The organism is Desulfobulbaceae bacterium DB1, assembly GCA_001914235.1.
Taxonomy (GTDB): domain Bacteria; phylum Desulfobacterota; class Desulfobulbia; order Desulfobulbales; family SURF-16; genus DB1.
In genome coordinates, this window is the sequence record MQUF01000003.1 from 492,949 (window position 1) to 519,067 (window position 26,119).

Annotated in this window: 22 protein-coding genes; 15 read left to right on the plus strand and 7 right to left on the minus strand. The window is 55.2% G+C overall.

Annotated elements, in window-relative coordinates:
* Nucleotides 1-35 precede the first annotated feature (35 nt).
* The 3 genes from BM485_04660 (at nt 36) to BM485_04670 (ending at nt 3,127) form a co-directional block, all read left to right on the plus strand.
* The gene (locus BM485_04660; GenBank protein OKY76631.1) at nt 36-1,400 is read left to right on the plus strand and encodes a hypothetical protein; all 1,365 of its coding nucleotides are present in this window, start codon (nt 36-38) and stop codon (nt 1,398-1,400) included.
* Between the two features lie 270 nt (nt 1,401-1,670).
* On the plus strand, nt 1,671-2,777 hold the full coding sequence (locus tag BM485_04665) for a hypothetical protein (GenBank protein OKY76524.1): 1,107 nt from the start codon (nt 1,671-1,673) through the stop codon (nt 2,775-2,777).
* A gap of 23 nt (nt 2,778-2,800) precedes the next feature.
* Nucleotides 2,801-3,127 (plus strand): hypothetical protein, encoded by a 327-nt coding sequence (locus tag BM485_04670; protein OKY76525.1) that lies wholly within the window; start codon nt 2,801-2,803, stop codon nt 3,125-3,127.
* Here BM485_04670 and BM485_04675 read toward each other — a convergent pair.
* The 3 genes from BM485_04675 to BM485_04685 form a co-directional block, all read right to left on the minus strand.
* Nucleotides 3,115-4,014: a hypothetical protein gene (locus BM485_04675; protein ID OKY76526.1), complete on the minus strand. Its 900-nt coding sequence runs from the start codon at nt 4,012-4,014 to the stop codon at nt 3,115-3,117. The genes BM485_04670 and BM485_04675 overlap by 13 nt on opposite strands.
* An 18-nt stretch (nt 4,015-4,032) precedes the next feature.
* On the minus strand, nt 4,033-4,425 hold the full coding sequence (locus BM485_04680) for a hypothetical protein (protein OKY76527.1): 393 nt from the start codon (nt 4,423-4,425) through the stop codon (nt 4,033-4,035).
* A 162-nt stretch (nt 4,426-4,587) separates the two neighbouring features.
* Nucleotides 4,588-5,103 (minus strand): tRNA (N6-threonylcarbamoyladenosine(37)-N6)-methyltransferase TrmO, encoded by a 516-nt coding sequence (locus BM485_04685; GenBank protein OKY76528.1) that lies wholly within the window; start codon nt 5,101-5,103, stop codon nt 4,588-4,590.
* Between the two features lie 287 nt (nt 5,104-5,390).
* Here BM485_04685 and BM485_04690 point away from each other — a divergent pair, with 287 nt between their 5' ends.
* The 5 genes from BM485_04690 to BM485_04710 all read left to right on the plus strand — a co-directional run bounded on the left by BM485_04690 (nt 5,391) and on the right by BM485_04710 (nt 11,934).
* On the plus strand, nt 5,391-6,128 hold the full coding sequence (locus BM485_04690) for a hypothetical protein (protein OKY76632.1): 738 nt from the start codon (nt 5,391-5,393) through the stop codon (nt 6,126-6,128).
* A 20-nt stretch (nt 6,129-6,148) separates the two neighbouring features.
* On the plus strand, nt 6,149-6,871 hold the full coding sequence (locus BM485_04695; protein ID OKY76529.1) for a hypothetical protein: 723 nt from the start codon (nt 6,149-6,151) through the stop codon (nt 6,869-6,871).
* Nucleotides 6,872-7,130: 259 nt separating this feature from the next.
* Nucleotides 7,131-8,060 carry a hypothetical protein gene (locus tag BM485_04700; protein OKY76530.1) on the plus strand — a complete coding sequence of 310 codons (930 nt, stop codon included), beginning with the start codon at nt 7,131-7,133 and terminating at the stop codon, nt 8,058-8,060.
* Nucleotides 8,057-10,978 carry a hypothetical protein gene (locus tag BM485_04705; protein ID OKY76531.1) on the plus strand — a complete coding sequence of 974 codons (2,922 nt, stop codon included), beginning with the start codon at nt 8,057-8,059 and terminating at the stop codon, nt 10,976-10,978. The genes BM485_04700 and BM485_04705 overlap by 4 nt, the downstream gene beginning before the upstream one ends.
* Nucleotides 10,975-11,934 (plus strand): hypothetical protein, encoded by a 960-nt coding sequence (locus BM485_04710; protein ID OKY76532.1) that lies wholly within the window; start codon nt 10,975-10,977, stop codon nt 11,932-11,934. The genes BM485_04705 and BM485_04710 overlap by 4 nt, the downstream gene beginning before the upstream one ends.
* A gap of 126 nt (nt 11,935-12,060) precedes the next feature.
* On the opposite strand, the gene BM485_04715 is transcribed toward BM485_04710, so the two are convergent.
* From BM485_04715 to BM485_04730, 4 genes are all read right to left on the minus strand, one after another.
* A complete protein-coding gene (locus BM485_04715) occupies nt 12,061-13,941 on the minus strand; it encodes a hypothetical protein (GenBank protein OKY76533.1) in 1,881 nt (626 codons plus the stop codon).
* Between the two features lie 440 nt (nt 13,942-14,381).
* Nucleotides 14,382-15,281: a phosphoribosylaminoimidazolesuccinocarboxamide synthase gene (locus tag BM485_04720; protein ID OKY76534.1), complete on the minus strand. Its 900-nt coding sequence runs from the start codon at nt 15,279-15,281 to the stop codon at nt 14,382-14,384.
* Nucleotides 15,282-15,379: 98 nt separating this feature from the next.
* A complete protein-coding gene (locus tag BM485_04725; GenBank protein ID OKY76535.1) occupies nt 15,380-17,233 on the minus strand; it encodes a hypothetical protein in 1,854 nt (617 codons plus the stop codon).
* A gap of 125 nt (nt 17,234-17,358) precedes the next feature.
* Nucleotides 17,359-18,723, minus strand: a complete 1,365-nt coding sequence (locus tag BM485_04730) for a hypothetical protein (GenBank protein ID OKY76536.1) — start codon at nt 18,721-18,723, stop codon at nt 17,359-17,361.
* A 306-nt stretch (nt 18,724-19,029) separates the two neighbouring features.
* Between BM485_04730 and BM485_04735 the strand changes: the two genes are divergently transcribed.
* From BM485_04735 to BM485_04765, 7 genes are all read left to right on the plus strand, one after another.
* Nucleotides 19,030-20,052: a hypothetical protein gene (locus BM485_04735; GenBank protein ID OKY76537.1), complete on the plus strand. Its 1,023-nt coding sequence runs from the start codon at nt 19,030-19,032 to the stop codon at nt 20,050-20,052.
* A 70-nt stretch (nt 20,053-20,122) separates the two neighbouring features.
* Nucleotides 20,123-20,395 carry a hypothetical protein gene (locus tag BM485_04740; GenBank protein ID OKY76538.1) on the plus strand — a complete coding sequence of 91 codons (273 nt, stop codon included), beginning with the start codon at nt 20,123-20,125 and terminating at the stop codon, nt 20,393-20,395.
* Nucleotides 20,392-20,862 carry a tRNA (adenosine(37)-N6)-threonylcarbamoyltransferase complex ATPase subunit type 1 TsaE gene (locus BM485_04745; protein OKY76539.1) on the plus strand — a complete coding sequence of 157 codons (471 nt, stop codon included), beginning with the start codon at nt 20,392-20,394 and terminating at the stop codon, nt 20,860-20,862. The genes BM485_04740 and BM485_04745 overlap by 4 nt, the downstream gene beginning before the upstream one ends.
* 81 nt (nt 20,863-20,943) lie before the next feature.
* Nucleotides 20,944-22,065, plus strand: a complete 1,122-nt coding sequence (locus tag BM485_04750) for a histidine kinase (GenBank protein OKY76540.1) — start codon at nt 20,944-20,946, stop codon at nt 22,063-22,065.
* A 1-nt stretch (nt 22,066) separates the two neighbouring features.
* On the plus strand, nt 22,067-22,489 hold the full coding sequence (locus tag BM485_04755; protein OKY76541.1) for a hypothetical protein: 423 nt from the start codon (nt 22,067-22,069) through the stop codon (nt 22,487-22,489).
* Between the two features lie 54 nt (nt 22,490-22,543).
* Nucleotides 22,544-22,846 (plus strand): hypothetical protein, encoded by a 303-nt coding sequence (locus BM485_04760; GenBank protein OKY76542.1) that lies wholly within the window; start codon nt 22,544-22,546, stop codon nt 22,844-22,846.
* An 85-nt stretch (nt 22,847-22,931) separates the two neighbouring features.
* Complete coding sequence (locus tag BM485_04765) at nt 22,932-26,117, plus strand: hypothetical protein (GenBank protein OKY76633.1); 3,186 nt, start codon at nt 22,932-22,934, stop codon at nt 26,115-26,117.
* Nucleotides 26,118-26,119 lie beyond the last annotated feature (2 nt).

The window sequence follows — 26,119 nt, forward strand, 5'->3', positions numbered from 1 at the left end:
CAAAAAATTATGACCACGAGGGAGCCTTTGACCGCCTGCTGAAGGGGCTATGGCGCTCACCCCTGGGCGTTTTCGGTGTGGCGCTGACCACTATCAGCATCACCCTGATGATGATCGGCACCATCATCGACATGACCGGCCTGATCGACAACCCATACGCATCCCTGGTGACATACACCATTCTGCCGGTGGGCATGCTGATAGGCCTTGCCCTGATCCCCCTTGCCGCTTTCCTGCGCAGACGGAAATGGCATAAATACGGTGTCGACCGCGACCATCTGCAGCTCAACCTGAGTAACCCCAAACACCGTCTGGCCCTGATCGGCTTCATCGTTCTTTCCGTGACCAACGTGGCTATTCTCGCGGTCATCGGTTATGAAGGCTATCATTTCACCGATTCGTCCTATTTCTGCGGTGTCGTCTGCCACCAGGTGATGGAACCGGAATATGTGGCCTATAAGCGTTCCCCCCACTCCAGGGTGGCCTGCGTCGAATGTCACATCGGACCGGGAGCGGAATGGTACGCCCGCGCCAAGCTTTCCGGATTGCGCCAGGTGGCGGCCGTTATGCGCAATACCTACAGCCGGCCCATTCCCGCCCCGGTCCATGAGCTGCGTCCGGCCAGGGATACCTGCGAACAGTGCCACTGGCCGGATAAATTTCACGGCAAAAGGATAAAAAGATTTGTTTCCTTCAGCAACAATGACCAAACAAATCCGGAAATCACCGAAGTTGCCCTGCATATCGGCGGCCACAACCCCGAAACGAACGTCTTTGAAGGAATCCACTGGCATGTCAGCCATGAGGTGGAAGTAAGCTATCTGGCGGCGGACGAAAAACGCACGCAAATCGCCAAGGTCAGGGTGAAACGACCGGACGGGACCGCGGATGAATTTATCAAGGGCGACATTGAAGTCCCGGCAACCGAGGAAGAAAACTGGCGGGTAATGGACTGCATCGACTGCCATAACCGCCCCACCCACATTTACAATATGCCGGAAGAAAGGGTTGATTTCGGTCTGCTCAGTAAAAAAATCAACCCTGAAATCCCCGGCATCCGCGAGGACAGCCTCAAGGTAATCACCAAGGAGTATGCATCCCGCGAGGAGGCAAAGGCTTCCATGACCAACGACCTGATTTCCCTGCAAAAACAACGGGATGCCGGGATGGCGGAAACAAACAAAAATGATCTGCTCAAGGCCGGCGATTTCCTGCTGGAAGCATACCTCGGCAACGTCTGGCCGGAAATGAAGGTTGCCTGGGGTACCTATCGCGATCATCTCGGCCACCAATGGGCTGATGACGGATACGGCTGCTGGCGCTGCCACGACGAAGAGCACGTCAACAGCGCAGGGGAAACCATTTCCCAGGATTGCTCCATCTGCCATGATGAACCCTGATCATTCCGCTTGATGATTGACCGGCCCGGTTCCTTTCCGCTCTCGTCAGGGGGGGAACCGGGACGGCAATTTATGAAAAAAAATACTCATCACCGGCGGACGGGTCAGCGACGAGGAAATCCGTGTGCAGGTCTCTGCCCTGCACACGGAAAAAGATATTGATTTTGTGCTCCATGTGTTACAAGGGTTGAAAAAGTCATAATCGGCCCAGGCCGGCAAAACCCAACCCTTTTCGTGACGCCAGTGCACTCAGAAACAGACGCAAATCACATGAATGGGCGCAGACGCGCCTGGCTGCTGCAACTTTACCGGGAACACCGGCAGATCAGCCTGCTGCACCGGCTGCATCTTTCGACGCCGATCATTGAAATCAGCGCGGCCTCGACATACTGGGGAAGCTGGCAGTCGGCGGGCGGCGCCATCCGGATCTCTTCCCGGCTCATCGAACTCCACACCTGGGACGTGGTGATCAATGTCCTCAAACACGAGATGGCCCATCAGGCGGTAAGCGAGCTTTTCCACAGCCGGGAAGGCCACGGCGACCTTTTTGCCAGGGCCTGCGACATGCTGGGAGTCCCGGACGGTTTCAGGGAAGCCGGCGGCGATCTGCCCCGTTCCCTGCCGACCATCCACGAAAAAGCACAAAAGAGTCCGCAACACGCCCTGCTGCTGAAAATAGAAAAAATCCTGGCCCTGGCCCGCTCAAGCAATGAACATGAAGCGCAGCTCGCCATGGAAAAGGCCAACCAGCTCATCACCCGCTACAACCTTGCCCGGGTCACCACGGAAAATGACACCGGTTACGACTGCATCATCATCAATCACAAGAAGAAACGGATCGAAAATTACCAGCGGAGAATCTGCGCCGTCTTGAGCCGCCATTTCTTTGTCCGTATCGTGCTGGCCGATCTTTATGATCCGGATCTCTGCTGCAGCCACAAAACCATCGAAATCCTGGGCGCCCGGGAAAACGTGCTGACCGCCGAATACGTCTATCATTTTCTTCTTTCCCGCATGGAGTCCTTCTGGGAAGAGTTCCGGCGCCGCAACCAAACCGGCGGCAACAGGAAACGATCCTACTGCCTGGGACTGCTGGATGGATTTGACGCGAAACTTACGGCCGGGGAGCAGGAAAACGCCGTTACTCCAAAGGCAGCCGCCGGTCAAAACATTTCCGCCCTGGTCTGCGAAGCCGACAGAGGGCTGAGCCTTTTCATCCGCAGGCGCCATCCCCGCCTGGCGCGCAGGAGCCATGCCGGGGCCGGCGTTTCCCGCCGGGAGTATGAAGCCGGCAGGCAGGACGGTGACAAACTGGTGCTGCACAAGGTGATGGAAAACCATGACGGCAACCGGGGCAAAATGCTGCCTTGTCGGTAATTCAAGAAAAATCACCGCTTCCCATGAAACCGAAAAATATTTTTGCCGATATCCCCGCGAAACTTCAGGATGAACATTTTGAGGCCGTTCTCCAAACCAACGCACTCCTGCTGGAACGGATCATCTCCAGGGGGCATGCCACTCCTCCCGGCCAGTGGTATGATCAGGATCGGGATGAGTGGGTCTTGCTGCTTGCCGGAGGTGCGGCGTTACGCATTGATGGGCAACAAGAACTCATTGTCCTGCGTCCCGGGGATCACACTCTCCTGCCCGCCCGTTGCCGCCACCGGGTCGAGTGGACTGACGGGAAAACGGAAACCATCTGGCTGGCGCTTCATTACAAAAGCTGAAACAGCAGCGGCAGGGTGACAAAAGAAAGAAAGATCCCCAGTCCCACCAGGGCGGCGGTCAGCTCCGGGGCAAGCCCCGCCATGATGGCAAGTGCCCCGGCTGAAACCATGGGCGGCATTCCCGCCTCAAAAACGGCTACCCGAGCCGCCTCGCTATCAAAACCAAAGAGCCGGCAGACGGCAAGAGCCAATAAGGGCGCCAGCACCAGTTTCATCAGCAGCCCGGCTGACATCGGCTTCAGCACCTCCGGCTTTAAGCGCAGGGTCAGCTGATATCCCACGGCAATCATGACCACCGGCACCAGGGTTGCGGCCAGTGCCTGCAGCAGGGCGGTCACCGCACCCGGATAGGAAAAAAAACGCAGGGCAAAGGCAACGAGCAGGGCAAGAAACGCCGGGAAGGTGGCGATTTTTTTGACCACCGAGCTCACGGTGGGCTTGTCCCCTGTCTGTCCGTAGAGAGCAATGATCAGCGACCCGTAGGTGGCAAGGCAGAGAAAGGAACCGAGCTGATCATACAGCACCGCGTACGGGATCCCCTGCTCCCCGAAAAAGGCCCGCACCATGGGAATGCCGAGAAACGAGGTGTTGCCGAGGGGTACGAGCAGCAGCAGGGCGCCCAGAGTCCGGTTATCCCAACGGCAGCAGCGGGAGAACAGGAAAACCAGGGCGGCGGAAGAAACGAGCATGAACCAGGGCATCAGGGCGGTGACGAGGAGCTCCCGGGAAAACACCAGCTCAGGCACCTTGATCAGCACCAGGGCGGGCAGCGAGACATAAATGACAAACAGGTTCAAAACCTGGGCGGTGTTGTCCGGAAACAGGGGCAGACGCCGCAGACCCATGCCGATCAGCAGAAAGGATATGGTGAGAATGAAGTTTTCCATGAATGCGGGGAATGCCGGCTATTTCCCTTCCTGCTCCTGGAGAAGATCCCCCAGGTATTGGGCGGACTCGCCCACCAGTTCAACGCAGATCCGGCGGCGGCCCTCGGGGTCGGCATAGTATTTTTTGACCTCTTCCCTGTTTCTCCAGTCCACCCGGGCAATATCGCAGCAATTGACGCTGCCGTGGTCTCTTGTCAATTCATCGAATTTTTTCATAAACTTATGACTGAGGAGCCACATGCGGGGATCTTCCTTTTCCTCCAGACTGCTCCTGCTGTAAAGCGAAGAGATCATCGCCACGGCGCCGAGCAAAATACCGCAGGCACCGCCCGAACCGGCGATGCCGCCGCCGAAAGCGCCCACCGCCTTGACGGACTGTTCGTCCACTCGCCCTGCTTTTTCCTGGCCCACGGCAAGGATCGCCTGGCTTCAATGAAACCGTTTTGTAAAAAGTTCCACGGCCTTCAGCCGCATCTCTTCCGAATTCATACTTCGCACCTCGGATATGTGTTGACGGGAGATTGGTTCATTGCAAACCGGCCAATGTACCGCATTCCCATCATTCTGCCCAGCTTAAAAATCATCTCCGGGCGGGCCGTTTTTTTCCGGATCAGCAAATCTTCCATCCGACTTGTGCCGCCTCACGGCTTGCACCGCTTCTTCAAGCCATCCGGTACGGATGTCCGCCTGCCCGTCAAATTCCGGCACATGGGGTTTGATATCGAGCAGCGGCGTGCCGTCAAGAATATCAACATTCTCTATTTCAAGCACACATCCCGCAACCCGGAGAAGCTTGACCACGGACATGCCGATGGGGTTGGGACGACGTGGGGCGCGGGTGGCAAAGACCCCGCGCGGCACGGTATCGAGAAAGGGAACAACCGTCAGCTGGAAACCCGAACTCCGGTGAAAATGGTAAAGGAGGACAATATGGGAAAAGCCCTCAAGGTCCTGCAACCCTGCCGCGTACTCAGGAAACACCACCACCCGGCCCTTGATGCCGGATGCACCGGCGGGTTGAATGGGCATGTCCTGCCGCGATGCGTGGGGGGAATGGATAATTCCTATCGGCACATATTCGATTTTCATAATGGCTCAAACCTCCCTGAGATTACATGCATGGGAAACACAAAAAACAACGAAGTGAAGCAGCAATCCGTCCATTCCTTCTTCCCTGTTAAAAGGCTGCATTGTCCAAGGATTGTCAAGTTTTTTCCCCCAGACAAGGGGTATGTCCTCTTTCCACCGGGCTGTTGCCTTGCATTTTCACAAACCTGATTTTTATCATTTGACCTCTGCAACCTGCCGGGCTTATGATCAAAGAAACAGCGCGCAGCAAACGCAAAAGGATCAAGCCAACCACGCGAGAAATTCATTTGATATTATTACATATTTTTTCAATTATCCTGTTATCGTCCTTTGTGCCCGCCCCACTGGCCGCAGGCGGCATGGAAACCATGGATGCCGGCAAATTCTCCGGTGCAACAGCCGACGAGCAGCTGCCCGCGGGATGGGAGCCCCTCCATTTCAAGGACATCCCCAGCCATACCGAATACAGCCTGATCCAGGACAACGGCACCACCGTGGTTCAGGCCGTAAGCCGGGCATCCTCATCCGGGTTGACCCGTAAAATCAACATCGATCCACAAGAATATCCAACCCTTTCCTGGAGCTGGAAGGTGTCGAACATCTATGATAAAGGAGATGTCACCCGCAAGGACGGCGACGATTACCCGGCCAGAATCTATATCACCTTTGCCTATGATGCCGATAAGGTCGGGTTCTGGGAGCGGGTGAAATTCAACACGGTCAAATTCATCTACGGAGAATATCCGCCCATCAATGCCATCAATTATATCTGGGCGAGCAAGGCGCCGCAGGAGCTGATCACCCCCAACCCCTTTACCGACCGGGTCAAGATGATCGTCATTGAAAGCGGCGCGGGAAAAATCAATCAGTGGATCCATGAAAAACGCGATATTGTCAGCGATTATCGGCAGGCATTCGGCGAAGAGCCGCCGCTTATTTCCGGCATCGCCATCATGACCGACTCCGACAACACCAGGGAAAGCGCCACCGCCTGGTACGGCGACATCGCCTTCTCCCGAAAGTAACGACCCTTCGAGACCGCGCCATGGGACACAAATCCCGTCATCATCATGAAAAACATGCCGAACTTCCCCGCCGAGCCGAGCGGCTGGAGGAAAAACCATTGACTCTTGCCCTGGTGGTCAAGGGTGATACCGACGGCTGCGAAGAAGCGGTTTGCAGCACCCTGTCGGCAAACCTCGTGCCGGGGGTTGACATGGAAATTCTGCACAAAGGCGTGGGCGACATCTGCAAAAACGATGTCCTGACCGCGGCAAGCGGCAGCCGCCTGGTGGTGGGTTTCAATGTGGGCGTTCATCCCAGAATAGACGAACTCTGCCGGGAGCTTGATGTCGAAATCCGCCTTTACTCGGTCATCTATCAACTGCAGAAGGATATTACCGAGATTGCCGAAAGCCTCCTTCCCCGCGAAGAAGAGGAAAAAATCCTCGGCAGCGCCAGGGTCATCGCCCTGTTCAAAAGCAGCCGTAAAGGCATCATTCTCGGCTGCCAGGTACAGCAGGGACGTCTGCAAACCGGCGACCGTTTCCGGATCATCGCCGCCATGGGGCCCATCTACTCCGGGGTCATCGAGTCACTGCATATTGAACAAAATGTGGTCACCAGGGCGACACCCGGTCAGCAGGTGGGTCTGAAAATAAGGGATTTCAAGGCGGCCAAACTGGATGACTATGTTGAATGTTATCAACCCATTCGCCCTTCGACAAAGGCCAGGTGGCAACCCAGTGGAAAAATTCTTTATCTGTAACGCCATTTTTCTCGCCCGCCGCAAAAAAAATGAAACCTTTTCCCTTCTCCGTTGTCTCATGAATTTCAAATACCGGACACGCATTTTTTTCGCGTCAACCTTGATGGATTCGTAAAAAGTCTTTTTTTCAGCACTGAGGGCGCAGACGACACAGAGAAAATATCTTGAATTACAGTCAGTTATCTCCGTGCACTCCGTGGTCTCCGTGGTTGTTTTTTTAGTTTTTACGAGACCATCAACCTTTTCAATTTCTTTCGCCATGATTGAAGTAAACAATTTAAGCAAAAATTACGATGAGGTCGCCGCCCTGTCCGACGTGACGTTTTCCGTGCGGGACGGCGAGGTGATCGGCCTGCTCGGGCCTAACGGCGCCGGGAAAACCACCCTGATGAAAATTCTCACCGGCTATCTTCAGCCCGATGCCGGATCTGCCAGGATCGGCGGCCATGATGTGCTGGAAGAAAGCGGCGCCGTCCAGCAAATGATCGGTTATCTGCCGGAAAATGCGCCGCTTTATCCGGAATTGACCGTGCAGTCATACCTCAGGATGATGGCCGACCTGCGCCGGATTCCCGAACAGGACCAGCCGGCGCGACTCTCCGAGGCCATTCGCGGCGTCGGCCTTGAAGAACGGCTTACCCTGCCCATCGGCACCCTGAGCAAAGGATACCGGCAGCGGGTGGGACTGGCCCAGGCCATGCTCCATCATCCCCGCCTGCTCATTCTCGATGAACCGACCAACGGACTTGACCCGACCCAGATCGCCCTGGTGCGCAACCTGATTAAAAAACTGGCCCGCACCAGCACGGTGATGATTTCCACCCACATTCTCTCCGAAGTGGAAGCCACCTGCGACAGGGCGATTATCATCATCAAGGGCGAAGTCAAGGCCGATGCCCGACTCTCCGACCTTGCGGCAACGAGCAGCGCCCGTTTGATTCTGGCGACTGCTGACTCGCAAGGCCCCCTGAAGGAACTCGGCCGCCTGGAGCAGGTGCGGGAAGTGAGCTGCACCAGCCTGCCGAACGGCCGCAGCTCCTATCTCATCAAGACGGTGGGCGACACGGATATTTGTCCCGATCTGTACCGGCTTGCCCGGGAAAAGGATTGGCCCCTTTGCGAACTGCACCGGCAGACCCGCACCCTGGAGTCGGTTTTTAACGAGCTTGCCGCCGGAGGTGTCCAATGAAGCAGATTCTCGCCATCACCGGAAAGGAGCTGCAGACCTCTTTCGGCACGCCGATGGCCTCCATCTTCATCGGCTTTTTCCTCCTCTGCTCTCTTTTTTCCTTTTTTTGGCTGGAAACATTTTTTGCCAGAAATATTGCCGACATACGGCCGCTGTTTTCCTGGATGCCGTTGCTCATGATCTTTCTTGCCGCCGCGCTCACCATGCGCCAGTGGAGCGAAGAGCAGAAAATGGGCACCCTGGAGGTGCTGTTGACCCTGCCGGTGCGCATCCATCAGCTTGTCATCGGCAAATTTCTTGCCGTGCTGCTGCTCACCGCCTGCGCCCTGTTTCTCACCGTCGGCCTGCCAATCACGGTATCAATGATGGGCAATCTTGACTGGGGCCCTGTGATCGGCGGTTACCTCGGCGCCCTGCTCATGGCGGCTGCCTACATCAGCATCGGTCTTTTCGTCTCCTCCCGCACGGACAGCCAGATCATCTCCCTCATGCTCACCGTGCTGCTGGCCGGTTTTTTCTATCTGATCGGTTCAACCGGCATTACCGATTTTTTCGGCAACCGCGCCTCGGATTTCCTGCGCGCACTCGGAACCGGCAGCCGTTTCACCAGCATCGAACGGGGAATCATCGATCTGCGCGACATCGTCTATTACCTGAGCATCGCCCTTTTCTTTCTCTGCCTGAATATCTTCTTTCTTGACCGAACCAGATGGAGCTTCGGCGCCACCACCGCCGCCTACCGCAAAAAGGCGCTTGCCGCCGTTCTGCTGATCAGCGCAAACCTTCTGGCCGCCAACATCTGGCTGGCCCAGGTCAACACGATCCGGGTCGACCTGACCGGCCAGAAGATATACTCCCTGTCGCCGGCTACCCGGGATATTATCGCCAATCTGCCGGAACCGCTTGTGCTGCGCGGCTACTTCAGCGCCAAGACCCACCCCCTGCTTTCCCCTCTGGTTCCCCGCATCAAGGATCTGATGAGCGAATACCAGCACGCTTCCAAGGGCACGGTGCAGGTCTCTTTTGCGGACCCGAAATTTGACGAGGAACTTGAAAGCGAAGCAAACCAGCTCTACGGCATCAAACCTGTTCCCTTTCAGGTTGCCGGACGCTATGAGGCATCGGTGGTCAATTCCTATTTCCACATCCTGATCAAATACGGCGACCAGCATGCGGTGCTGGGTTTTAATGACCTGATCGAAGTCAAACCCCAGGCCGACGGCACCCTCGATGTCGCTTTGCGCAATCTGGAATACGACCTGACGAAATCCATCAAGAAAGTAGTCTACGGTTTTCAGTCCCTGGCCTCGGTTCTCGCTGAAAACCCGGACAAATTCAACCTTGTTTCCATTGTTACCCCGGATTCCCTGCCCGAACCTTTCCGGCAACTGCCGGCCACAATCAGCACCGTGCTGGAAAAACTGGAAAAAGAGTCCGGCACCCGACTTCACGTCGAGGAAATCAACCTGGACGGCCAGACCGAGGAAGCCCGGGCCGCTGTTGCCGGCAAATACGGAATCGAGCCGATCACGGTATCTTTCTTCTCGGATGATACATTTTTTCTTCACCTGATGCTGACAACGGCTGACACCATGGAACGCATCTATCTCACTCCGGATATGGGCGAGGCAGAGGTGCGCCGGGAAATCGAAGGGGCAATCAAACGAAACGGCACCGGTTTCACCAAAACCGTGGGTGTCTGGACCCCGGCGAATGCGGAAAATCAGCCCATGCTGCAGCACGGCCCCGAGGACAGTTACCAGATCCTTCAGCAGCTGCTGAAGGAAAATTACAACCTGAAAAAAGTGGAGCTCGCCGCTGGACGGGTGCCGGGGGACATCGACGTTCTGCTCCTGGCCGCGCCCCGGGAAATGAAGGCAATCGACCTGCTGGCCGTTGACCAGTTCATGATGCAGGGTGGCGCGGTGGTGGCCCTGGCCGGGAATTACCTGCTTGACCTGTCTCCTTCCGCCCAGACCCTGCAAGTCAAAAAGGTCAAGGACGGCCTGACGGAACTGCTCGCATTTCACGGCATTACGGTGGATGAAACGCTGGTCATGGACAAGCAGAACGAGCCGTTCCCCATTCCGGTCACCCGCGATCTCGGCGGGCTGGTCATCCAGGAAATCCAGCGCCTCGACTACCCTTTTTTCGTCGATGTCCGGCCGGAAAACATGGCGCAGACCAACCCGATAACCGCAAGTCTTCCCGCGGTCACCATGAACTGGGCTTCCCCCGTGCTGATCGACGACACGAAGCTTGCGGGCAGGCAGGTCGCCGTGCTGCTCAAGTCAAGCCCGGAATCCTGGCTTCATGAAGGAACGTCCATCGAGCCTGATTTCAATCGTTATCCGAACAGCGGCTTTGCTCCGGGCGCTGATTTTACGCAGCAGAATCTCGCGGTGGCGGTCAGTGGAGCCTTCACCAGCTTCTTTGCCGATCGTCCCGACCCCAGACTGGAAAAGCCGGCGGAGAAGATGGAAGAGGATGAGTCCGAAGCAATCAAAGAATCGCCGCTGACACTTGAAGGCGAGGAGGATCAGGAGATCAAAGCGGCGCCCATCCCCCTGCTCCGCAAATCACCCGGGACCGCCCGGCTGGTGGTGGTCGGTTCATCCGAATTCGTCAACGACACGGTGCTCAGCATGTCCCAGGGTATGGGAATGGACCGCTTTCTCAACAGTCTTGAGTTCGTCCAGAACATCATCGACTGGTCGGTGGCGGATGAGGATCTCTTGACCATCCGCTCCCGCGGCTCCCACGCCAGGCTGCTGAAACCCATGAGCCGGCAGGAACAGACCTTCTGGGAGTGGCTGAACTACGGCCTCGCCATGGCAGCCCTTGTCGGACTTGGCATGTACGGCGCCGGGAGACGAAGAAAGGAACAACCCATGCGGCTGGTGGGGGAAAAATCATGAAAAAGAACATAAATCGCATCCTTTCCATCCTGCTGATCGGCCAGCTGGCGCTGATCGCCATTTTCTACTGGCCCGGCAAGGAAAAGAAAACGGCGCCAACCGAACTTGTCACGGGCCTCAACGCCGAATCGGTGCGGGAACTGACCATTACCGACGACGAGGGGAAAACCCTTGCATTGGCAAAGGATAATGCCGGACAATGGCAGGTGACCAGCGCGACGCCTTTGCCGCTGCCCGCCGACGGGAAACAGATGGAACGCACCATCGCCTCGCTCACCTCCCTTCAGTCGCAGCGGCTGGTGACCCGCACCAGGGCAAGCCATGTCCGTCTGCAGGTGGATGACCGCGTTTTCTCCCGCAAGATCACCCTGCGCGGCGAAAAGGATAAAAGCAGCACCCTCTTTCTCGGCACCACCCCCGGCCAGCAGACGACCCATGTTCGGGCGCAAGGTTCCGATGATGTGTATCTGGCCAGGGGAATTTCCGCCTGGGAGCTGATTACCGAGCAGGATTCCTGGATCGCCAAGGAATATGTGGCGATTGACCGGGAAAAATTACAGGAAGTACGGCTGACAAACGGACATGGCTCCTTGACCCTGATACGGGAGCAAGGCAACTGGAGGCTGGCCGGTGCCGACGAAGCGAGCTCCGCCGTTGCTGAGGATGCGGTTGACGCCCTGCTGCAAAGGGCGACTCGCCTTACCCTGCATGAATACCTGGGCAAGGACAAACCAACGGACGCCCTTGACGCGGCCACCCTGACCCTGGTCGCGGAAGGCCAAACCGTCACCGTTGATATCGGCAGCGGCCGGAAGGATTACGACAATTTTCATGTCATCAAGTCGTCGGCCTCGCCTTTTTATGTCACGGTCAGCGACTACCAGATCAAACCGCTCCTTGACATGACCAAGGAAGGTCTGGCCGCTCCGAAGAAGCCTGAGCCGGAACAGAAATAATCGCCCCTCGCAACCTCCCCAAACCAGACACGAACGGGGCAGGAAAAAACACAGGGAATTGCGCTTTCCTGAAAAACAGAGCAATGCACAATTCCCCGTTCAGCCCTTCAAACCCGAACCGCTTCCTCAGGGCAAGGTCACCTGCAGATCCGCATCCTCGCTGAGGGTGTAATCCACCTTGTTGTAGGCGGCGTCGATGGTCTGCACCCGGATATTGTAGGTTCTGCCGGCAAGGGTATAGACATGACTCATGACGGCAGCGGCCGGGTTGCTGTACACAGTGCTGCGGCGATCACCCCAGTAGACATAGGCCCTTTGCACATTCTCCGGGAAAGCCGCATTCAGGCTTACCGTCCTGCCGTTGACCGCGGTGGTGAAATCGATGACCGGGGCCTGCGATTCCACCAAGACCGCGGCGGCATTGACCACGGCGGTCGCGCTTTTGCCGCTCACCGATTCACGCATGGTCAGTGTCGCGCTATAGGTCCCCTCGCTGTCATACTGGTAAACGATACTCTCATTGCCGTTGCCGCCCGTGATGCTGCCGGTTCCCCCGAAGTCCCAGGTGTAGCTGCAGGTGCGCGCTAGCGCCACGCCATTGACGGTTTCGTAGCAGGCGGAACGGCTGGCGTCAAAACTCACCGTCCGGTCCGTGTCAAGGGAAGAAAGGGCTGAGACATGCGGCACAACGCTTATCTCAACATAGTTCTCCCATCTGACCGGGTCTGAATATCCCCAGTATGCATGGCAGGAGTTGGACGAACAGCTGCCGCCGCCCTCGGCCGGGGTATAGGTGAATGACAGAGCCTGATCACCGTCTCCGTTTCGCCCCGGAAAAGTCGGGCCAGGCGCGACATTGACCGTGCCGTTGTTATGGCTGGCGCTGATGTTTGATCCATCCGTGGTCGTCTCATAATGGCAGGTCTGGCAGCCATAGCCGATCTGGGTGTGGCGCCCGTGCCGGTCATTTTCCCCTTGTGCCGGTGGATAGTCATGGCAGGAATTGCAGCTGGGAAGAAAACCGTTCTTGTGCTCATGACAGGCCAGACAATCCTGACCCGCATTATGCTCAATACCGGAACCATCTGCCCGCCAGTAATTGGTCGTGGTGTGACAGACCTGACAAATGCCGTCCGGGGTGGAATCCGTCCCTCCTGCCCCGAGCCCGTCGTTTTTAGCCGCATCCTGACGGCCGAGAAAACGCACGGGAGAGCTGGTCCAGCTGGATGGAGCCGTCGTATCGGTATAGATTCGGGACAAAATTTCCTGGCCGTAAAAAACCCTGAGCACACCAGGAGGGTACGGCTCGAAAACATCATTTCTCAATTGTCCCTTGATCACAATCGTGCTGGTGCCGTCAGGGTTGGTGGCGGCATCGAGAATTTCGCCGTACCAGACACGGGGGCGATTGCCTGGGTCACGAATAATCTCCAGCATCAGCCCGCGTTCCGGTCCTGTTTTCTTATTCCAGCTGCCGAGATCGTTCCACTGTACCGCATTGACCGTCATCTGCACCCCGGAGAAGGTTGTCGTATCCATGGCCGGATCCCAAACCCCGGCGCTGGTATATGTCCCCTCGGCAATTGCCGGGGTAAGGAGCGGGTTGACATGACCAATCTGCGGCGGATGAAATTCGGCATTCTGGCTGGGGCCGTGATGGCAGGAACCGCAGCCCCGGATCAAGGTCCCCCTGGGGTCGCTGCCGAGTGCGGCGGCGGAATGCGATTCCATGGCCGGTGCGGAATGCAGGCTGTAGGGAGGCCCGTTTTCATTGACATGACAGCTTGCGCAAAGAAAACGATTGGAATAAAAGGACCAGCTTCCCGTGACCCCGTCATCCGTATGGCAGTTCCCGCAGTCGCGGAAACTGAAACCATCCGAGTTCATATAACTGGTTGCGTTATGAGGCGACTGCTCATAAAAACTGTAGGTCAACTGGGCCGCGGCCGCCCCAGGCATGGCCAGAACCACCAGCAGGGGCAGACTCTTCATCATTTTTTTCTTCATTTTTTTCCCTTTTCTTCATCTGAGCCGGGCCGGCGCAGCATAACCGGGCATTGACTGTTTCGTTATACCGGGATGTGCTGCGCCCCCGGATCCTCAACCAAGATTGCATGCAAGAAAAAATCCACCATACCACGATGTGGTAAATATTTTTTTCGTAATAATATCCGCATTTTCGAAACAAACACCGGGCGCAACAACGCCGGGATCGGGATTATTGCGTCCTTTCCCCCCAAAAAACAGGGCCACAGGGTTATTTACCCCAACGCTTGGGTAAACTTACGGAATCGATAGGGATATGATGCGGACAACAACAGAAAAGGAGAGGTGCGTGAGGGAAGGTTTAAAAAGGCTGCGGCAGCTTCCTGCAATACAAGAAGCTGCCGCAGCCGGACTTACGGGGGAGAAGCCCTTTCATTTTATTGAGGTTTCTCCCGCATCTTTCATCCGGCCAGGGTTTTGCCGGTAATTCTCTCCAGTGCCTCAAGGTAGCGGGCGCTGGTTTTATTGATGATATCCGCCGGAAGTTTCGGTGCCGGCGGCGTTTTCGGCCAGTCAAGGGAAGACAGATAATCCCGGAGAAACTGCTTGTCGAAACTGGCCTGGCCCCGGCCGATCTGATAGTCGTCTTCCGGCCAGAAACGGGACGAATCCGGCGTCAGCACCTCATCGATGAGCATCAGCCTGCCCTCATGCCAGCCCAGCTCGAATTTCGTGTCGGCAATGATGATCCCCCGGCTGCGCGCATAATCGGCCGCCTTGCGATACAGCTCGACGCATACCCGGGAAATCTCCGCTGTTTCCTGTCTGCCGACGATCTCCTCCATTTTCTCCAAAGAAATGTTTTCATCGTGGAGCCCCAGCTCCGCCTTGGTGGAAGGGGTAAAGAGCACCTCGGGCAACTTCTCCGACTCCCGCAACCCATCAGGCAGTTTGAAACCGCAAACCGTGGTGTTTTCTTTATATGCGCTCCAGAAAGAGCCGGAAATATAACCGCGGACAATGCATTCCACCGGCAGGGGTTTGGCCTTTTTCACCAGCATGCTGCGTCCCCTGAGTTGATCGGCGTAAGGGGCGCAGACCGCCGGATATTCGGCGGGATCGGCGGAAATGAGATGGTTCGGGATAATGTCGGCCAGATAGTCGAACCAGAAAAGAGAGACCTGGGTCAGCACTTCGCCTTTATGGGCAATGGGATCTTCCATGACAACATCAAAGGCGGATATTCTGTCGGTTGCTACCATGAGGAGCTTGTCCTCAACCTCGTAGAGATCGCGAACCTTACCGCGATGGATTAATTTCAGATCCGGGAAATTGGTTTTGGTAACCGGGGATGCACTCATCGTTAAACCTCAGCTTGCTGGAATATTATTTTGATTTAGAAATTGCAGAAAACAGCACGAACCACTCCTGATGCCGCAAACTCACTTTACCGTTTCTTTCATCGAAAAAACCATTTTTTTATGTCGGCTTCGCTAAAAAATTTCACCACCGGCCGTCCGTGCGGGCAATGGGAAAAAATACCCGCTTCCTCCATCCTCCGGACAAGCTCTTCTCCCTCTTGGGGCAGCAACGGATCATTGGCCTTGACCGCCGCCTTGCATGCCATCAGGGCAAGAATATCATCAATCCGCCGGGCGGTCACTTTTTCTTTGCCTTCGCGGTTGAGGAAACAGTCAAAAATACCGTTGATGATTTCAAGCGGGCCGAGATGGCCAAGTATGGCAGGCACCGCCTTGACGGCATAACTCTGACCGCCGAATTCCTGGATGTTCACGCCGAGCCGCCTGATTTCCTCGGCATGGGCAGTCAAGACCTCGATCTGGGCCGGAGTACATTCGATGATCTCCGGGAACAACAGCGACCGGCCAGGCAACCGCATGTCATGATACTGATTTTTCAGCTTCTCGAAAAGCAGTCGTTCATGGGCGGCATGCTGGTCGATCACCGCGATGCCCCCATCGGTTTCACAGAGAAGATACGACTGAAAAAACTGCCCGACATAGCGAAGTCGTCGACCTGTCGTTTTTTCCGGTTGCACGCTTTTGTCCTCCGCGTCCATCGCCTGCGATGGTGGAGGATGAACGCCGGGCGGTGGAGGTTCGGCAACGGTCAAAACGGCCGGCGCGTTCACCGGAACGGACGGCCGGGTCGTCTCAACAAAAAGCTTTACCGCCGGGACGGACAAGGAATCGGGCGTATCCCGGCGCCGGGGTGTTGCCGGAGAACTTGCGGCCAGGCCTGAGAATGGTTGCTTTTCACTTTTTTCAGGCCTGCCGAAGAGAGAAAACCGGACCTCGTTCTGATAATTTTCCATTGCCCGGCCCACGGCATAAACCACCATGCGGTGGACATGCTGGGAATCGCGGAAGCGGATTTCCTGCTTGGTGGGATGGACATTGACATCAACCAGCCGCGGATCAAGGGCAAGAAAGACGGCGCCGCCGGGCTTCCGGCCCTTCATGAGAAAATTATGCATCCCTTCGGCAACCGCATGGCTGATCACACGATCCCGCACCGGCCGCCGGTTGACGAAAATTTTCAGGCGCGCCGCAGGGGCCGCACCCTCATCCGGGGGCAGCAGAAAACCGGAAAGTGCCATTTCCCCTTCCCGCCCCTCGACAGGGATCAGATTTTTTTTCAGATGGGGGGCCATAATCTCGCGAACCCGCCACTCCAAGCTCTCACACCCGGCGGCAAAGGAAAGCACCTCTTTGTTGTCAACCGCACAGGTAAAGCCGATGGCCGGATAGGCAAGCGCACTGTTGATGACGATTTCGTCAATATGGGAAAGCTCGGTGCGGGTTGTTTTGAGAAATTTCCTGCGGGCCGGGACGTTGCCGAAAAGATCATGAACCTCCATGATGGTCCCTGGACCGCAACCCATTTCATGAACCTTATGGAGCTGCCCGAAACGAACCTCGGCCCGGTTGCCCAACGGCGCGTCGACGAGCCGGGACGTGATGGTCAGCCGCGACACCGAAGCGATGCTCGGGATGGCCTCACCCCTGAAACCAAGGGTATTGATCGCGGCAAGCTGTTCGGCGTTCCACAGTTTGCTGGTGGCGTGGCGTTCAAGGCAAAGGAGCATGTCGTCCTGGTCCATGCCGGAACCGTCGTCAATAACCCGGATCAGCCGGCTGCCTCCCCCTTCCACCTCGACCCGGATCCTGCCGGCCCCGGCATCAATGCTGTTTTCCACAAACTCCTTGACCACGGAGGCCGGTCTTTCCACAACCTCGCCCGCGGCAATCTGATTGGCCAGATTTTCCGGCAGAATTCTGATCTTGGACATGGTTCATCAACTTTCTGAGTTGGTTGCGTTCTGAAAATACAATATACGGCGCACGCGCAAACGGTTACCCACGAAGCCGCTGATCCGATTTCCTTGGATCTCTGCAGCACCCGCCTTTGCCTGTCTTATTTCAAATACGCATGTATATAGAGATCCATCCAGCTTTGATCCCACCACTCAATGGGATTTACCAGAATACCGTTTACCAGCATGCTGAAATGGAGATGGTCGCCGCCCGCCATTCCCGTTGTGCCGGTGGCGCCTATCACCGCATTTTTTTCCACCATGTCGCCGACCGCCACATTAATCGAACTGAGATGCGAATAAAGACTGGACACCCCCAGACCGTGATCGAGAATGACCATATTCCCGTAAATGCCGAGATAATCGGCAAAGAGCACTTTGCCCCGGTTGGCGGCCTGCACCGGATAACGCTCAGTGGCGGCAAGATCGATTCCCAGATGCACCTGCTTGTCCACCTCCTGGTCCTGATAATAATAGGTGCGATGATCGGCATAGCCGGCACGGTTGCTGCCCTCCATCCGCCCGAAACGACCATCCCACAGTTTCTCGGGCACCGATGCCCGGCACAGTTCCATTATTTTCTGATTATTGTCGAAACGAACCTTGTTATTGACAAACAGATACTGTTCCAGTTTGCTGCCGGTCATCTCGGGGTAATGCTGGGAAAATTCCGGAATCTTTGCATCCAGGAAACCGTCAGATACACTGATTTTATCGTGCTTGAAATTGACTTTTTTAAACACCATGCCGAACGGTGAACTGCCGACATTCCCCGCCTGATCAACCGCCTCAATCCGCGCCTGACGGATTTCGTCCGCATCAAACGCCAAGGCGACTATTGCCCCATAAAGCCCTTCCTTGGCCGGAATGGGGAATCCGGGATGGTAGGAATCGTTGAGAAATACGCCATGCTTGGCAACCGGTTCGCTGATCCTGTAGGTAATCATTCCGGCTCCGCCCGGCTTGATATAACGGGAGGAATCAACCAAACTCACCTGGGGTGGCCGGGTATCGAGGGTCACCGGGAAAATCAGCTGCACAACATTGCCGCGGGCAAAATTCCAGAAAGAAAAATCCCGTGCGGTGAAAACAATTTCCGCCGGGCCGTCCTTCAGTCCCAACACCTTGCTGTCAACGGTCACCTCTGTCTTGACGGTATGTTGCCCGGCGGACCTGAAATACCCCTGCCTTTCATAATCTTGCGCCAGAAGCTGTTTTTCCACGCCTCCCTGACGCACAACAGTACCAATATGGCGTATGCCGCTTTTTTCATCGTTGACCTCAAAGGCAATCCGCCGTTGACTGCTGATGAGATCAATATTTCCGGCAATATCGATGCGGGGTTTTTCCCACTCAAGCAGCAGAAAAAGAAGAACTGCCGCCGCAACCAGCAAAAGAAAAGGAATAAAAAGGAAAAAAGTCGATTTCCTGTTGATTGCCCGATCCACACCTAAGGATTTTGACATGATAAAAGCTCCTGAACCTTCATTTAGCGAGTAGTAACGTAAAAAAAAGATGGGCCGCCCATTCCCGTTGTTCCACTGCGTGGCGGCAAAAAGAATCGCCTGCGAGACAGACACTGAACACGAATTTGCAAAACCCGGTCAACATACCATGTTCTCCATCAAAATAAAACCTTTGCGTCTCTGTTTCTTTAACGTTACATTACTCGTTACATTCAGTCCGGCATCCGGAGATGCACCCCCTTTCGAGCATCCTGTCCGGCGTTCCGGCGCACCTGCGTGGATTCAGCTTCAACCTTATCCGTAGGCATGAAAACTCATTTTCACACGATCATCATCGGCGCCGGCCCCGGAGGGCTTTGCTGCGCGGAAAAACTCGGCAGGCAAGGCGCCGAAGTTCTTCTGCTTGAGCGCCGCAAATCCATCGGCCCCAAAGTGTGCGCCGGAGGAGTAACCTGGTCGGGGCTTGCCCGCCATCTCCCGCCGCATCTCATCGAAAAGGAATTTCATTGCCAGCATGTGCGCTCGGCCCGGCAACAAACCGTTGTCAGTGCTCCTGACCCGATCATCTCGACGATCAACCGCGAACATCTCGGCCGCTGGATGGCGGAGGAAGCGACCCGCGCCGGAGTGACCATCCTGACCGATGCCGGGGTCACTTCGATTACCGACCGGCAAGTCATCACTGACGCCGGCCATTTTTCCTACCACTACCTGGTGGGCGCCGACGGCAGCAATTCCCTGGTTCGCCGGTTTCTGAAAATCCCCACCTCCCGCATCGGCACCGGGATCCAATATCATATCCCCGGGGACTTTGACGACATGATCTGGCAGCTTGACCCCGCCCTTTTCTCCACCGGGTATGCCTGGATATTTCCCCACCGCGGCAGGGCATCGGTGGGAGCCTACGCCGCCCGCGCCGACATCTCCCCCCGGCTTCTTCAGGAAAATTTACACGCCTGGATGCAAAAACATGGTATAGAAAGAAAGGGCATCAAGCCCGAGGCCGCCGCCATCAATTTCGATTTTCGAGGTTATCGGTTCGGCAACATTTTCCTGGTCGGTGATGCCGCCGGACTTGCTTCAGGATTAACCGGGGAGGGAATCTACCCGGCCGTCTGCTCGGGCCGGACCGTTGCCGCAAAAATCCTTGATCCCGCTGCCGACGACAGCCGGCTCCGACGTCTGATCAGGAAACATTCCACCCATACCCGCTTGCTTGACATATGCGGCAAAAACAGATTCATGACCACATACATTCTTGAATTTCTTGTGACAGCCCTCAGACTGCGCCTGCTCCATTTCAATGCTCTGGAAATGGGGGATTCGTGACCGTGGATGGGGTTTCGGAAGAGGGATTCCCTATTCAACCAATTCAACCAACGTGCCGATTCAACAACTCATGGACAACAAAAAGAAAAAAAATCTCCTGGTTTACAATCTTGTTTTCATCCTTTTCTGCGGCGGAGCCTTTCTCTTTCTCTGGAATGCGCCACAGGAAACCACCGCCTTCCTTCCCCATGACGAAAACCATGAACGGTTCTACCCCATGGATAAAAAGGAAGCTGAAAAATTCTGCGAAGAATGCCATAATCCCAAAGGGGAAGCGCCTCTGCCGGTGGATCACCCCCCCAAATACCGCTGCCTTTTCTGCCACAAACGTCCTGCCCGATGACAGCAGCCCGCACCATCTCCCTGCCCACACTTGACGACACGCTCCGTTTTGGCCGTCATCTCGGCCGGACGGCCAGTCCGGGCGACATATTCACCCTGTCCGGCGACCTGGGTGCGGGAAAAACAACACTGACCCAGGCCATTGGCCAAGGGCTTGAAGTGCCGCCGGACTATTACATCACAAGCCCCACATTCAGCCTGCTCCATGAGTATCCGGGCCGCATCCCCCTCTACCATATGGATCTCTACCGGCTCGGTTCAGCCGAAGAAATTGAAGAACTCGGCTTTGAAGATTATATCTATGGAAACGGGTTGACCGTCATCGAATGGCCGGACCGACTCGAGTATCTCATGCCGGACAACCGCCTCGACATCTTCATTTCCACCGTTTCCGCAACATGCCGCTCCCTGCTGCTTACTGCCCATGGCAAGATGCTTTCCCGACTCCCCTCTTTTTTACCGGATTAAAAATTTGACTTTCCATTCCTGAAAAGCAAATAATATTTTTTATTAACGAGACCTCCTTTTCTTTTATATTTCGTCCCGCACATGGAAAACAAACAAGAAATCACCATTCTCATAGTCGACGATACGCCGATCAATCTGAAACTTCTACAGATTTCACTTGCGCGGGAAGGCTACCAGATCCTTACCGCCCGAAACGGTGTCGAAGCCAGGGAAACCGCGGTCCGTCATCTTCCCGACCTCATCCTGATGGACATTATCATGCCCAAGGAAAGCGGCTTCGAGGTCCTGGAAAAACTGCAGGCCAATCCGAAAACCAACTCCATTCCGGTTGTCTTTCTCACCGGCAATGATGATGTCGCGTCAAAAATAAAAGGTTTCGAACTCGGCGCCGTTGACTATGTGATCAAACCCTTCAATACCACCGAGGTTCTTGCTCGCGTCCGGCTCCATCTCAAATTGAGTCTGGCCACCAAGGCCCTGGTGAAACGACAAACTGAAAAATTGAAGCAGATCCATGACGCCCAAGCCGCCATGCTGGTCAACCCCGCTGATCTGCCCAAAGCGAATTTCGGCATCCATTATTCATCCCTCCATGAAGCCGGAGGTGATTTTTATGATGTCCTCCAGGTTTCCGACAACATCGCGGTTTATATGGTTGCCGATGTTTCCGGCCACGACATCGGCACAAGCTTTATCACCGCCGCGGTGAAGGCGCTTCTGCAGCAGAACTCATCCCTGATATACAGTCCGTCGGACAGTATGAAAATGATGAACAGTGTCCTGATCGACATCCTGCCGGAAGGCAAATACCTGACTGCGGTTTATGGCCGTCTGAACAGACAAACCCTGGTCATGTCGCTGGTCAATGCGGGGCACCCGCCGGTCCTTTATGTGCCGGTGGACGACAAGGCGCAATTCATTTCAGTGCGGGGTACCCCGGTCGGCATCTTAACCGACGCCTATTTCGAGGCCTGCGACATCAAGGTGAAGCCGGGAGATCGCTTTTACTTTTACTCCGACGGCTTGCTGGAACGGGCTGTTTCCCGCCGGGTCTGGACGGCACTGACTTCCGAACTGCTGCCTCTGGCGGAGGAGCTCAGGCAAATACCCGTGAGCCGGGCGGCGGAAGGACTGAAACATATAGTCTGCGACCGGAAAAGCGCCCCGGATGATGATATTGTAATCATGGCAATAGAGGTCTGAGATGCAGGATATTATTATCAAAGAAAGACCCGCGTCCATCACCTGCATCTTTCCCTCAACCCTGTTGAATGTCGACAAATCGGTCAACGCGATCAAAAAATTTATCATTGACAAAAAAATCTGCTGTAATCTTTTTGAATTAATCTATATCCTGAGAGAGGCACTCAACAATGCGGTCATTCACGGCAACCGAAATAATGACGCATTACAGGTGGAATGCACCGTCGCCCTTGAGCATGACAAACTCTCCATCGTGGTCAGCGATCAGGGAGCGGGATTTGACTGGCGTGCCCATCTCCTGAAAAAAAAGGTGCCGACCGACGCCTCCTCCGGCAGAGGCATCCATTCCTTGTCACATTACGGATTTACCGTAAGCTACAATGAATCGGGCAATACCCTTTATTTAACAAAAAAAATCATATAATATTATTGAAGAATCCAGACCCAACCCTTTAATCACTACCAAGGTAAAAAAACAATGAGCCACATAGAAAGAAAAGACGGCGTTGTCACGATGAAGCCGGGAGTCGATATCGTCGCCTCTCAATGCGTTGGTCTGAAAAAGGAATTTCTGGAAATCATCAACAGCGGCGAAAAAAAAATTTCAATCGATCTTTCCGAAACGGAAATGATTGATTCATCGGGAATCGGCCTTCTCATTTCAATACGTAACAGTCTTGCCAATAACGGCGGCGGCGAAATTGAACTGATTCATCTGTCTGATGATCTCCGTCAGCTTTTCAAGGTCATGCGGCTGGATAATCATTTTACCATACGTTAATAAGTGGCCGGGCGGCTGAGCCGGCCCGACTTCGCCGTCTATCGCGATCGGCTGCGCCAAACGCCGAGGAGAATAGTATATGCCCCTGATTGAAGATGATGAAACCCTGCATGCCTTTATCGAGGAATCAAAAGAGCATCTGGATGGGATAGAGGCGGATCTTCTGGCCATTGAAGAGGCCGGTGCCAATATTGATACCGATCTGGTCAATAAAGTTTTCCGTGCCGTCCACTCCCTGAAAGGAGGAGCGGGTTTTCTCGGCCTTGACAAGGTGAAGGAACTGTCCCATGCCTCGGAAAACCTGATGAACCTGATCAGAAACCAGGAACTTGTGCCGACCCCTGCCATTGTCAGCACCCTGCTGGATGCCACCGACCTGCTCGGCACCATGATTGAAAACGCCTCCACCAGCAACGATGTCGATATATCCTCCTATCTGCTGGCCCTGCAAAACGCGGTTTCCAACAACCTGGACGAAGAAGAAAAGCCCACCCTTGAAAACAGTGTTTCGCTGGGGACGGCAAATAACCCTGATCTCTTCACCATCAAGGAATTCGAGCTGAATACGATTCGCAAGGGGGCCAACAATCTTTTTATTCTGGAATACGACCTGATCACCGACATCGAACAGCAGGGCAAAACCCCCCTTGCCGTCATCAGGGAACTGCAGCAGACGGGCGAGCTGGTTGACAGCAAAGTGGACATTGCATCGGTGGGAGATCTCCAATCCGACCTGGAAGCAATGCGGATTCCCTTCTTTGCCCTCTTCGCCACTATCATGGAAATTGATCTGCTGACCGGCTTTCTCGGTCTGGATCCCGGGAAAATTCACCCGGTTGAATTTGACAAACCGGACGCAACCGCTCCGGCGCCACCAGCCGCCACGATTCCTGATGTTAAAGCACCGACGCCGCCGGCGTCAACGTCGGCTTACGAGGCACCTCCTGAAACGGCGGCAGCTCCTTCCCGAGAAAACCGGACCCTCCCTCCGCCGAATAAAGAAGAGGCACCTCCTTCCGCCGTTTCCGGGGCCAAAGCGCCGCCGCAGATCAAGGCAGAAACCAATTTGCGAGTCAGCGTGAAAATGCTCGACAACCTGATGACCCTGGCCGGTGAGCTTGTCTTGACGAGAAATCAGCTTGTCCAGGCGGTTTCCACCCATAACCAGCAGGGAGTTGACACCGTTTCCCAACGCCTTGACCTGGTCACCTCGGAACTGCAGGAGGCAATCATGTCCACCCGCATGCAACCGGTGGGCAATATCTTCAACAAGTTCAAAAGGGTTGTCCGTGATCTTTCCAAGGATCTCGGCAAGGAAGTCAATCTGATCATTGAGGGCGAGGAAGTTGAACTTGACAAAACCATCATCGAGGCCATCGGCGATCCGCTGACGCATCTGGTGCGCAACTCGGTGGATCACGGTATCGAAACTCCGGGGCAACGCGCCAAAAGCAACAAGCCGGAAATGGGATTGCTGCGCTTGAGCGCCTTCCATGAAGGCGGTCAGGTCATTATAGAAATCGAGGACGACGGCGCGGGCATCAATACCGAAAAGCTCAAGGCAAAAGTGCTGGAGATGGGCCTTCACGACAGGGCCCAGCTTGAAGCCATGTCGCAGAAAGAACTGGCCAAGTTGATCTTCCTGCCGGGCCTTTCCACCGCCAAGGAGGTAACGGATGTTTCCGGCCGCGGAGTCGGCATGGACGTCGTGCACACCAATCTTTCCAAATTGGGCGGGGTCATCGATATCGAAACCGCCATGGGCGCGGGGACAACCATTTCCATCAAGCTTCCCCTGACCCTGGCAATTATTCCCAGTCTCATCGTTACCTGCCAGCAGGAACGTTTTGCCATACCGCAAGTCAATCTGGTTGAGCTGGTGCGGGTCCCTGCCGGCCAGGTCAAGGAACGCATCGAGAAAATCGGCGATGCGATGGTCATGCGTCTGCGCGGCGAACTCCTGCCCCTTGTCCATTTACGCACCGCCTTGGGAATCAAGGACTGCGTCTATCTCGACCCGGATACCCAGACAACCAGAACAGACCGGCGCACGAACATCTGCGATCCCCGGGGCGGCAAAAGGCTGGAAAAACTCGAGGAAGAGCGCAGCGAACAAAGCGCCGTCGAAGAAAAAAGAAGCGGGGATGATCGGCGCACCAGCCCCATGAGCGCCTACAACATTCTCGTTCTCTCTTCCGGTGATTTTCACTACGGCCTGATCGTCGATCAATTGCTTGATTCGGAAGAAATCGTTGTCAAACCGCTCGGCTCGCATCTGAGAAATTGCAAATGTTACGCCGGAGCCACTATTCAAGGAGACGGCCGTGTTGCCCTTATCCTCGATGTGGTCGGCGTCAGCGCGCAAATGAAACTCAACCGGGTGGCCGAAAAGACGAAATCACAGTCCTTGTTGCTGAAAGAAAAACAGGAAGGCCTTGAAGATTCGCAATCTCTGCTCATCGTCATGAACGCACCCAATGAGCAGATGGCGATCCCCCTTGGACTTATTTCGCGCATTGAGAAAATCCAAACAGACGACATCATCGTCACCGCCGGCCGCCGGAACATTCAGTACCGGGGAGGCACCCTTTCGCTTTTCGGCGTTGAAGAGGTAGCCAATGTCGGTTTACGCGATGAAACGGGATCATCCTGCTATGTCGTCGTTTTCCCCATAGCCGGCAGGGAAGTCGGCATCATGGTCGGCGAAATCGTCGACATCCTCGATGCAACAATAAAAATTGATGATGTCACCCATCGCCAGACCGGCATCCTCGGCTCCATGATCATTTTTGACAAGATCACCCTGCTGGTCGATCTCTATGGCGTCGTTTCCGCCATCATGCCGGAGTGGGCTGTTTACACCAAGACACAATACGAAGAAACGGGTGGTGTTGCCGCCAATGTGCTTATTGTCGAAGACTCCAAATTTTTCATGAATCAGCTCGTCAATTTTGTCACCGAAGCCGGCTATAAGATTTTTACCGCTGAAGACGGCATGGAGGCACTACAGGTACTCGAGGAAGAGAAAATAGATTTAATTTTAACGGACATTGAAATGCCCAACATGGATGGATTGGAGCTCACCAGGCGCATCAGGAGCGAACCAAGGTGGTCGGCTATTCCGGTCATCGCCGTCACATCCGTCGCCGGCGAGGCAGCGGAAGAACGAGGCCGCCAGGCAGGGGTGGACGAATATCTAATTAAACTCGATCGGGAACAGATTGCTTCCAAGATTGATCTTTACATGAAAAAGCAGGGAGGAACGCGGTAAAA